Raw genomic sequence first — 9,134 nt, 5'->3', positions numbered from 1 at the left:
TCATTATGGTGACACTTTTGAGAAAGCTAATGCCAAAAGGAGAAATCAGAATGATATTAACAGGAATTGTTGTTATCGCAGCTAATGCTGGAGGAGCTTTTAGTCCGATTGGTGACGTTACTACAACTTTATTATGGATTGGAGGGCAAGTAAGTTCTTTTGGAATTGTGAAAGCCTTGATTTTACCTTCTACTATGGTATTGTTAGTGCCTGTTATAATTGCAAGTTTTAGGATGAAAGGTTTTGCTGTTTTACGTGCTCAAGTTTCAATGGCTCAAGTGCGTCAGGAAGAGAAGATGAGAGGAAGTATGAGTGTTTTTATCGCAGGAGTTTTAGGTTTAGTTATGGTTCCAGTAATCAAAACATTAACTGGATTACCACCTTTTATTGGTGTTTTAATCTCATTGTCAATGGTTTCTTTAGTTTCGATAATGTATCACAGAAAGAAAACACAAGAAGAAAAAGATAAGTTTTCAGTTGCATACGCTTTAACAAAAGTAGATATTAGTTCAATTCTTTATTTCATGGGAATCTTATTAATGGTATTTGCTTTGCAAGAAGTAGGTGTTTTGAGAGAAATGGCAGATTTCTTAATTAAAACTTTACCAAATACAGATTCTATGATTGTAGCAATAGGAGTTTTATCTTCAATTGTAGATAACGGAAGTTTAGTTGCTGCAACGCAAGGAATGTTCTCATTAGCAGATTATCCAATGGATCACACTTTATGGGAATTTATCGCTTTATGTGCAGGAACAGGTGGAAGTATGTTAGTAATTGGTTCTGCTGCAGGAATAGCCGTAATGGAGAAAGAAAGAATCACATTTATGTGGTATTTAAAAAAGATAACACCTTTAGCTATTGCGGGTTATGTTGCTGGAATTGTAACATATTTAGTTCAAGTGCTACTAATGCATTAAAATGAATTAATATGAAACCTCTATTCTTGTTGATACTTTTTAGTTTATCAAGTTCTATTTTTGCTCAAGATTCCAATCCAAAAAAAGTGGTAGATGATTTTTTTACAGCTTTCCATGCAAAAGATACTGTTGCTTTAAGAGAATTATGCCATCCTGAAATTGTAATGCGAACAGTTGCTAATACAAAAGAAGGTTATAAATTAAAAGACGAAAAGTTTGATGAGTTTTTAAATTCAATTGCAACAATTCCGGCGAATTTGAAAATATTCGAAAAATTACTTGATTATAAAGTAGAAATTGATGGCAACTTAGCACACGTTTGGACTCCGTATGAATTTTACGTAAATGATAAGCTAAGTCATATTGGAGCTAATGCTTTTACTTTGTATAACGACAATGGAAAATGGCAAATTATTCATTTAATTGATACCAGAAGAAAGAAATCTTTATAAAATCTTTATACTTATTAGCACTTCTTTTATACGCTATTTATAAAACCCAACTTATCTTTGCCAAGTAATTCAATGGTAAAGTTTTAAAGCGTGTTTAGTAGAACATCAAATCTTAATAATCAGTATATTTTCAGCATAATATTAGTGGTGCTGGTTTCGCTTGCATGCTTTGCATTTAAAGAAATTATTGGTTATAAGGTTATTGCTTTTATTCTTTTGGTTACCGTTTCTTTTGTAGCCATGTTTTACAGAATTGTTCCCACATTATTAGCTGCTGTTTTGAGTGCTTTAATTTGGAATTTCTTTTTTATCAAACCTTATTTTACATTTCATATTGGAAATACTGAAGACAAATTTATGTTCTTTATGTATTTTGTAATTGCTTTAATTAATGCAGTTTTAACGTTTAAGATCAGACAAATTGAACGAATTGCGAATGAAAAAGAGTCCAAATTAAAATCCATAAAACTCTACAATACACTTTTAGATAGTTTATCGCACGAATTAAAAACGCCTATTGCTGCTATTATTGGTTCAACCGATGCGCTTCAAAGCAATGCAATTATGTCCGACAATCAGAAAGAAAAATTATTGGAAGAAATTTCGATTGCTTCTTTGAGATTAAATAATCAAGTTGAGAATTTACTCAATATGTCGCGATTAGAATCAGGTGTTATCGTTGCCAAAATGGATTGGGTTGACGTAAATGAGATTGTTTACGAAGTAATTAGAGCTTTAAAAATCAAATCGTATTCACAAAAAATAATAGTTATTGCTCCCGAAAATTTACCACTTTTTAAATTAGATTACGGTTTAACAGAGCACGTTATTTATAATTTATTGAACAATGCCATAATTTATACACCCGAAAAAAGTACTATAACAATCAATTTATCATATACTGAAGATACATTGCAAATTATAATTTTAGATGAAGGAAATGGTTTTCCAGAAGATGAGATTGCCTTTGTTTTTGATAAATTTTACCGACTTAAAAATTCGCGACCAGGTGGTTCTGGTTTAGGATTATCAATTGTAAAAGGTTTTGTTGAAGCGCAAAACGGAACTGTAACATTAGAAAATAGATTAGAAGGTGGAGCAAAATTCATAATCAAAATTAAAACTGAAGTTTCAAAATTTAATCCGACAGAAAATGAATAAGCGCCAAATTTTAGTTATAGATGATGAATCGCAAATCAGAAAACTTTTAGAAATTACTTTAAGTACGAATGATTTTGAAGTAAAATTAGCCGAAAATGGTTTAGAAGGTATACGTTTTGCAGCTACTTTTCAACCTGATTTAATTATGCTTGACTTGGGTTTACCCGATGTTGATGGTCAAAAAGTATTACAACAATTGCGAGAATGGTATTCGAATCCCATCATGATTTTATCGGTTAAAAGCGAAGAATCAGAAATTGTAAAAGCGTTGGATAATGGAGCAAATGATTATTTAATTAAGCCTTTTAGAACGCAAGAATTATTAGCAAGAGTGCGTTCTCACATGAGAAATCACATCAAAGAAGCTTCGGAACCAGTTATTAGTTCATCTAATTTTTCGATTGATTTGATAACCCGAATCGTAAAAGTGAATAACGAAGAAGTTAAATTAACTCAAACAGAGTTTAATTTACTAGCCATTTTGGCAAAAAACGAAGGAAAAGTATTAACACATCAATACTTATTAAAGGAAATTTGGGGAAAAAGTTATAGCGACCAAACCCAATATCTACGAGTGTTTGTAGCACAATTAAGAAAAAAAATTGAGAAAGATGCCAATCATCCCGAAATAATTCTCACCGAAAGCGGAATTGGTTATCGATTTATTCTGACATAAAAAATCATTACATATGGAAAATTCAGACAGCAACACAGCTAATGTGCCAAGCAACAGCGATAGTTTGTCTTTAAATAACGCAATTAATCCTCCACAATCTAACTCAAATTCAGATTATTGGCTTCGAGAATTTATCAAAATTAATCAATGCCCACAACGAGAAGATCCTTTAGAAAATCAACTTAACGATTTGAGTTTAGTAGCTGAAAAACTCGGATTAGTTCATGCTTCGCACTTTATTAAAAACTATTATAAATTTAAAATTGAAAAATAATAATGCCTAAAACTTTATTTCAAACCGTAAGACGCGAATACTTAAAATTTCATTTGCGATTAAATCCCCAACAAAGTTTGTTTTTTGGATTTTTCTTGTACATGGTCTTGGGTTGGATTTTTCTATCCTTACCATTTTCACAGAAAATTCCAACAGATTTTATTGACACTCTTTTTACATCCACATCAGCGCTTTCCACCACAGGATTGGCAACGGTAAGTACGTTTGACAATTATACTTTTTTTGGACAATTCATAATTCTAACATTGATTCAAATTGGCGGAATTGGTTATATGACGTTAACGACTTATATTTTACTTTCTACCACAAAACAAATTACGCATTGGCATAAAAAAATTATGCATAACGAGTTTACCATGCCAAAAGAATTTAAAATTCAGGATTTCTTAAAATCGGTTATCGTATTTACATTTATTATAGAAATCATTGGAGCTGTTTTATTTTATTTCGCTTTTAAGCCTATTCATTCCGATACTTTTTTTACTGTTTGGACAAGTATTTTTCATAGTGTTTCCTCTTTTTGTACCGCTGGATTTAGTTTGTACAATACTAGTTTTGAAGCTTATGCAACCAATACTTTTTTAAATGGAATTGTACTTTTTTTGACTATTTCAGGAGGATTAGGATTTATTGTAGTAACTGATATTTGGTATTATTTTTCAAAAAAATCGAATTCCATTTCGTTTACTACAAAAATGATTACACTATCGTTCTTTGGCGTTTTGTTTATTGCAACTGCAATTACTTTTTTTGGAGAAAGTACCATACAACATTATCCAGTTTTTGAACGATTAGAAATTGCAGCTTTTCAAACTGTTAATGCAATATCTACAGCGGGTTATAATTCAATTCCTTTAAGTAATTTGACCTTGGGTGTTTTACTTACAATTATTTTTCTAATGTACGTTGGAGCAGCGCCTTCAAGTACGGGTGGTGGTATGAAAATTACAACTTTAACTGCAGTAATTGCAATTGTAAAGAGCAAAGTAAGAAATCAAGCAAAAGTGACTTATTTAGGTAAAAAAATTCCAGCTGACCGATTAGAAATGGCAGTTTCGACCTTTATTTTTTATACGGCAATTTTATTTTTTAGTGTATTTTTGTTGAGCTTTACAGAAAATCATTCTTTAGAAAAGTTACTATTTGAAGCTACTTCAGCCATTGGAACCGTTGGTTTAAGTATGGGAATTACCGGAAGTTTATCGGTTTGGGGAAAAATAATTTTAATTAGCATCATGTTTATTGGAAGGGTAGGCGTGATTACTTTTGGATTAGCCATTTTAGCTAAAAAACAACATAAAAAAATTGACAATGAAACAGATTTGGCTGTATAGTATGGTACTTTTATCTTTTTTAGGAAACGCTCAAGAAAAAGATTCATTAAAAATTAAAGTCTCTGGTTTTTTAGAAACGTATTATGCGTACGATTTTAGCAATCCAACAACGGATACTAAACTTCCATTTATGTATAATTACAACCGTCACAACGAGTTTAATGTGAATAATGGATTAATTCGTACGCAATTGCAATACAGAAATGCTTATGCTTCAATTGCTATTCATGCTGGAACATATGTTGATGACAATTACGCTTCGGAAGACATTAAATTATTGAGCGAAGCTTATGTAGGAATGTATTTGAATGACAATAAAAAGTCATCTATTGAAGTCGGGATCATGCCAAGTTACATCGGATTTGAATCGGCAACAACGGCTACCAATTTGACTCTAACACGTTCTATTTTAGCGGAAAATTCGCCTTATTTTATGACGGGAGTAAAGTGTAATTACAAACCAAATGACAAATGGAGTTTTTCGGGATTGGTAACGAATGGTTGGCAACGCATTAACAAACCACAAAAAGACGTTGCTCCCGCTTTAGGAACTCAAATTGTATACAAACCTTCTGAAAAATCCACATTGAATTGGAGTACTTTTATAGGAAAAGAATTCTATGGAACCGAATTGGCAATGCGTTATTTCAACAATTTGTATTGGGATAACACCTGGAATTCAAAATGGCGCACCATTTTAGGATTTGATTTCGGAATTCAAGACAGTTCTTCTCTAAATGATAAACATTTGTATTGGATGAGTCCCGTTTTGATTGCGCAATATTCGATAAATCCAAAATGGCAAACCGCTTTTCGGGTGGAATATTATCAAGATGAAGATAATGTGATTATTGCAACTTCAGATGCATTTAAAACATCAGGAGCTTCCATAAACTTTGATTATTTGCCTAATTCAAAAGTAAAATTAAGAACCGAAGCCCGTTATTTAGATTCTAAAGAAGCTATTTTCTTCGATAATAAATCCAATAACTTTTTTGTTACTACGAGTTTAAGCTTTGAGTTTTAATAAGTCTCTTATCTATTAGAAAAGCCAACAAAGTTCCTATTACATAACAAAGCAAGTCCAACCAAAGGAAGCCTTCGCCCAAAATGTAATGCCCTAAAGTGGTTTTTCTAATAGCTAGTAACCAATCGATTTGAACCAATTGCAAGACTTCAATCCCAAAACAAAAAAGTAAACTCAATAGGAGCGAGGTTGATTTTTTCGAATCCATAATTAAAAATCGAAATCCGAAATAAATCAAAACAGCATATAAAACATCTCCAATAAATAATGGAATGCCTGATATTTTCCTTGAAAGTATTCCAAGAATCAAAACCAATAAAATAAGGATAAAATAATTTAGGCGATTACTTTTCATTAACAATCTGCTAATCCAACTGCAACCGCTAATCCACCTTCTGAAGTTTCTTTGTATTTAGTATTCATATCCTTTGCAGTTTCCCACATCGTATTGATTACTTTATCCAAAGGCACTTTTGCATTTAAAGCATCGGTTTCTAATGCTAATTCGGCTGCGTTTATAGCTTTAATTGCACCCATAGTATTTCTTTCAATACACGGAATTTGTACCAAACCACCAATTGGGTCACAAGTTAATCCCAAGTGATGTTCCATTGCAATTTCGGCCGCCATGGTAACTTGAGCTGGAGTTCCGCCCATTAATTCACATAAAGCGGCGGCTGCCATAGCACTTGAAACGCCAATTTCCGCCTGACAACCACCCATAGCAGCTGAAATGGTTGCTCCTTTTTTGAAGATAGAACCAATTTCGCCTGCTACCATTAAAAATTGCTTGATTTCTTTTTCGCCCGCTTCATGATTTTCGATTACCAAATAATACATCAAAACCGCAGGAATTACTCCCGCACTTCCATTTGTTGGAGCTGTAACCACACGACCTAACGAAGCATTTACTTCATTTACTGCCAAAGCAAAACAACTTACCCATTTTAGAATCTGACGGAATTTAACTTCGGTTTGTCTGATGATTTGCAACCACGAATATGGGTCTTCATAAGGTAAAACACCAATTAAATTTTTGTGCATGTCATACGCTCGTCTTCGAACATTAAGTCCACCAGGAAGAATGCCTTCCGAATGACAACCAATGTACATACATTCTAGCATCGTGTCCCAAATGCGAAGTAATTCGTTGTGAATTTCTTCTTCGCTGCGCATGGTTTTCTCGTTTTCGTAAACGATTTCAGATATTTTTTTATTTTCGGCTACACAAAAAGCCAATAATTCATCTGCTTTTTCTACTGGAAATGGAAAAGTATGTAAAATTTCTTCTTTGTGATGGTCTTCTTTTTCTTTTACTACAAAGCCGCCACCAATAGAATAATAGGTTTCTGAATAAGTCTCGGTATCAGTTTTGGCTGTAAAAGTTAATCCGTTAGCATGAAAAGGTAAAAAGTTTCGGTTGAAAACAATATCAGTTTCAAAACAAAACGGAATTAAAATTTCATTTCCTAAGAAAATTTCTTTCTTGTTTTTGATGGCAGAAATAATCACATCAATGCTTTCCACCGGAATATATTCTGGGTCAGCACCACTTAAACCTAGCATTACTGCTAAATCTGTTGCGTGCCCTTTTCCTGTTAATGATAAGGAACCATATAAATCTACTTTGACACCAATTATATTATCAATTAGATTGCGATTGCGCAATTCTTTTAAAAATTGTTCGGCAGCACGCCATGGTCCAAGAGTGTGAGAACTCGATGGTCCAACACCAATCTTTAACATATCAAAAACAGAAATACATTCCATAAATAGTTCTTTAGTATAGCAAAGATAGTTTTTAAAATTGAAATTATGCAACACGTAAAACAGTTCAATTGTTATAAATCTTTTGAATTAATAACATAAAATTGGGATTTGGTTTCCTTCTTTTTTAGTTCTTTTGCAAAAAAAAGTAATGCCAATAAATAAGTATTTTTTAGCTGCTCTTGTTGCCTTTGTTATTTGGGGATTTTTCAGTTTGGCTTTGAAGCCTTTAACAGATTATGCTTCATTAGATATTTTATTCTTTCGAGTTTTTATTGCTACGGCTTTCTTATTGGGAATCAATTTGTTTTTTAGAAAATCAGTTGTAGTTGAAGCGAAGAATACCTTCAAAGAACTTTCAAAGAAAAAACAAAAATCAGCTGTAATCATGACGATTGTTGGCGGATTTTTGTTAGTATTAAATTGGTTTTTATTTATTTATGCGGTGAATCATGTGAGTTTACAATCGGCTTCTTTCGCCTATATTATTTGTCCAATTTTAACCACCGTTTTGGCTTTTATATTATTGAAAGAAAGAATCGATGTCTGGCAATGGATTGCAGTAGGATTATGTGTAATTAGTTGTGTAATATTGTCTTACGGTAATTTCAAAGATTTGATTTACAGCGTGATAATTGCTTTAAGTTTCGGATTGTATTTAGTTTCCCAAAGAAAGAATAGTGATTTCGATAAATTCTTGATATTGACCATTCAAATGGTGATTTCATCAGCTATTTTATTACCGTTTTATCCGAGTTATGGTGGAGCAGTTCCAACCGAATTTTTGTTTTATTCACTACTTTTAATTATTGTAATTGTCTTCACGATTATTCCTTTATTCCTGAATTTATATGCTTTGAAAGGATTAAATTCGTCAACTGTTGGGATATTAATGTACACCAATCCGTTGATTCATTTCTTTTTAGCGATATTTTATTTTAAAGAATCGGTTTCGGTTGCCCAAATTGTTTCTTATTCTTTGATTTTGATTTCTATTGTGGTCTTTAATGTCGCTAATTTTAAAAATCTAAGACAGAATAGACTCAAATAATCACCATAAAACGACATTTTGTCAGTTTAAAAAACCTGACAAAAGCTGTTTTCTGTCAATTTTCATTATTTTTCGTAATGGCATAATCCTTGAATTAGAGTCATCGAGTTTAAAATTGAAATTTAAAATCTAACAAGTATAAAAATGAGCAAAATTATTGGAATCGACTTAGGAACAACCAACTCATGTGTGGCTGTAATGGAAGGTGGAGAACCTGTTGTAATTGCAAACGCAGAAGGTAAAAGAACAACACCATCTGTAATTGCATTTGTAGAAGGTGGAGAAATTAAAGTTGGAGATCCGGCAAAAAGACAAGCAGTAACTAACCCAACAAAAACGATTGCTTCTGTAAAACGTTTCATGGGGAATAAGTATTCTGAAAGTGCAAAAGAAGCTTCAACTGTAGCTTACAAAGTGGTTAAAGGTGACAACGATACGCCACGTGTTGATA

Annotated in this window: 11 protein-coding genes; 9 read left to right on the top strand and 2 right to left on the bottom strand. The window is 32.4% G+C overall.

What is annotated here, in order from left to right; genetic code table 11:
• The 7 genes from L6Q46_RS10400 to L6Q46_RS10370 form a co-directional block, all read left to right on the top strand.
• On the top strand, positions 1 to 920 hold a 920-nt coding region (locus tag L6Q46_RS10400), incomplete at its 5' end, for an SLC13 family permease (RefSeq protein WP_291284244.1).
• Positions 921 to 931: 11 nt separating this feature from the next.
• Entirely contained in the window at positions 932 to 1,372 is a 441-nt protein-coding gene (locus L6Q46_RS10395; RefSeq protein WP_291284243.1) for a nuclear transport factor 2 family protein, read from the top strand.
• A gap of 90 nt (positions 1,373 to 1,462) precedes the next feature.
• Positions 1,463 to 2,533 carry an ATP-binding protein gene (locus tag L6Q46_RS10390; protein ID WP_291284242.1) on the top strand — a complete coding sequence of 357 codons (1,071 nt, stop codon included), beginning with the start codon at positions 1,463 to 1,465 and terminating at the stop codon, positions 2,531 to 2,533.
• Positions 2,526 to 3,209: a response regulator transcription factor gene (locus L6Q46_RS10385; protein ID WP_291284241.1), complete on the top strand. Its 684-nt coding sequence runs from the start codon at positions 2,526 to 2,528 to the stop codon at positions 3,207 to 3,209. The genes L6Q46_RS10390 and L6Q46_RS10385 overlap by 8 nt, the downstream gene beginning before the upstream one ends.
• Before the next feature lie 13 nt (positions 3,210 to 3,222).
• Positions 3,223 to 3,483 carry a hypothetical protein gene (locus L6Q46_RS10380; protein ID WP_291284240.1) on the top strand — a complete coding sequence of 87 codons (261 nt, stop codon included), beginning with the start codon at positions 3,223 to 3,225 and terminating at the stop codon, positions 3,481 to 3,483.
• Between the two features lie 2 nt (positions 3,484 to 3,485).
• A complete protein-coding gene (locus tag L6Q46_RS10375; RefSeq protein ID WP_291284239.1) occupies positions 3,486 to 4,838 on the top strand; it encodes a potassium transporter TrkG in 1,353 nt (450 codons plus the stop codon).
• Positions 4,816 to 5,865 carry a porin gene (locus L6Q46_RS10370; protein WP_291284238.1) on the top strand — a complete coding sequence of 350 codons (1,050 nt, stop codon included), beginning with the start codon at positions 4,816 to 4,818 and terminating at the stop codon, positions 5,863 to 5,865. Before L6Q46_RS10375 ends, L6Q46_RS10370 begins: the two co-directional genes overlap by 23 nt.
• Here the strand turns inward: L6Q46_RS10370 and L6Q46_RS10365 are convergent.
• Together L6Q46_RS10365 and L6Q46_RS10360 are read right to left on the bottom strand one after the other, a co-directional pair.
• Complete coding sequence (locus L6Q46_RS10365) at positions 5,840 to 6,220, bottom strand: DUF2809 domain-containing protein (RefSeq protein ID WP_291284237.1); 381 nt, start codon at positions 6,218 to 6,220, stop codon at positions 5,840 to 5,842. The genes L6Q46_RS10370 and L6Q46_RS10365 overlap by 26 nt on opposite strands.
• Positions 6,220 to 7,635 (bottom strand): L-serine ammonia-lyase, encoded by a 1,416-nt coding sequence (locus L6Q46_RS10360; protein WP_291264665.1) that lies wholly within the window; start codon positions 7,633 to 7,635, stop codon positions 6,220 to 6,222. Before L6Q46_RS10360 ends, L6Q46_RS10365 begins: the two co-directional genes overlap by 1 nt.
• Positions 7,636 to 7,783: 148 nt before the next feature.
• Here L6Q46_RS10360 and L6Q46_RS10355 point away from each other — a divergent pair, with 148 nt between their 5' ends.
• Together L6Q46_RS10355 and L6Q46_RS10350 are read left to right on the top strand one after the other, a co-directional pair.
• Positions 7,784 to 8,683: an EamA family transporter gene (locus tag L6Q46_RS10355; protein ID WP_291284236.1), complete on the top strand. Its 900-nt coding sequence runs from the start codon at positions 7,784 to 7,786 to the stop codon at positions 8,681 to 8,683.
• A 144-nt stretch (positions 8,684 to 8,827) separates the two neighbouring features.
• Positions 8,828 to 9,134: Hsp70 family protein (locus L6Q46_RS10350; protein ID WP_291284235.1), on the top strand; the 307-nt coding region annotated here is incomplete at its 3' end.

Source organism: Flavobacterium sp. (assembly GCF_023151265.1).
Classification (GTDB): Bacteria; Bacteroidota; Bacteroidia; order Flavobacteriales; family Flavobacteriaceae; genus Flavobacterium.
This window is presented reverse-complemented; position numbering and strand designations above follow the sequence as displayed.

What these genes read in the sequence shown, in the direction of transcription:
- L6Q46_RS10395 (WP_291284243.1), top strand. Translation starts at nt 932, where the DNA reads ATGAAACCTCTATTCTTGTTGATACTTTTTAGTTTATCAAGTTCTATT.
- L6Q46_RS10385 (WP_291284241.1), top strand. Translation starts at nt 2,526, where the DNA reads ATGAATAAGCGCCAAATTTTAGTTATAGATGATGAATCGCAAATCAGA.
- L6Q46_RS10380 (WP_291284240.1), top strand. Translation starts at nt 3,223, where the DNA reads ATGGAAAATTCAGACAGCAACACAGCTAATGTGCCAAGCAACAGCGAT.
- L6Q46_RS10375 (WP_291284239.1), top strand. Translation starts at nt 3,486, where the DNA reads ATGCCTAAAACTTTATTTCAAACCGTAAGACGCGAATACTTAAAATTT.
- L6Q46_RS10370 (WP_291284238.1), top strand. Translation starts at nt 4,816, where the DNA reads ATGAAACAGATTTGGCTGTATAGTATGGTACTTTTATCTTTTTTAGGA.
- L6Q46_RS10365 (WP_291284237.1), bottom strand. Translation starts at nt 6,220, where the DNA reads ATGAAAAGTAATCGCCTAAATTATTTTATCCTTATTTTATTGGTTTTG.
- L6Q46_RS10360 (WP_291264665.1), bottom strand. Translation starts at nt 7,635, where the DNA reads ATGGAATGTATTTCTGTTTTTGATATGTTAAAGATTGGTGTTGGACCA.
- L6Q46_RS10355 (WP_291284236.1), top strand. Translation starts at nt 7,784, where the DNA reads ATGCCAATAAATAAGTATTTTTTAGCTGCTCTTGTTGCCTTTGTTATT.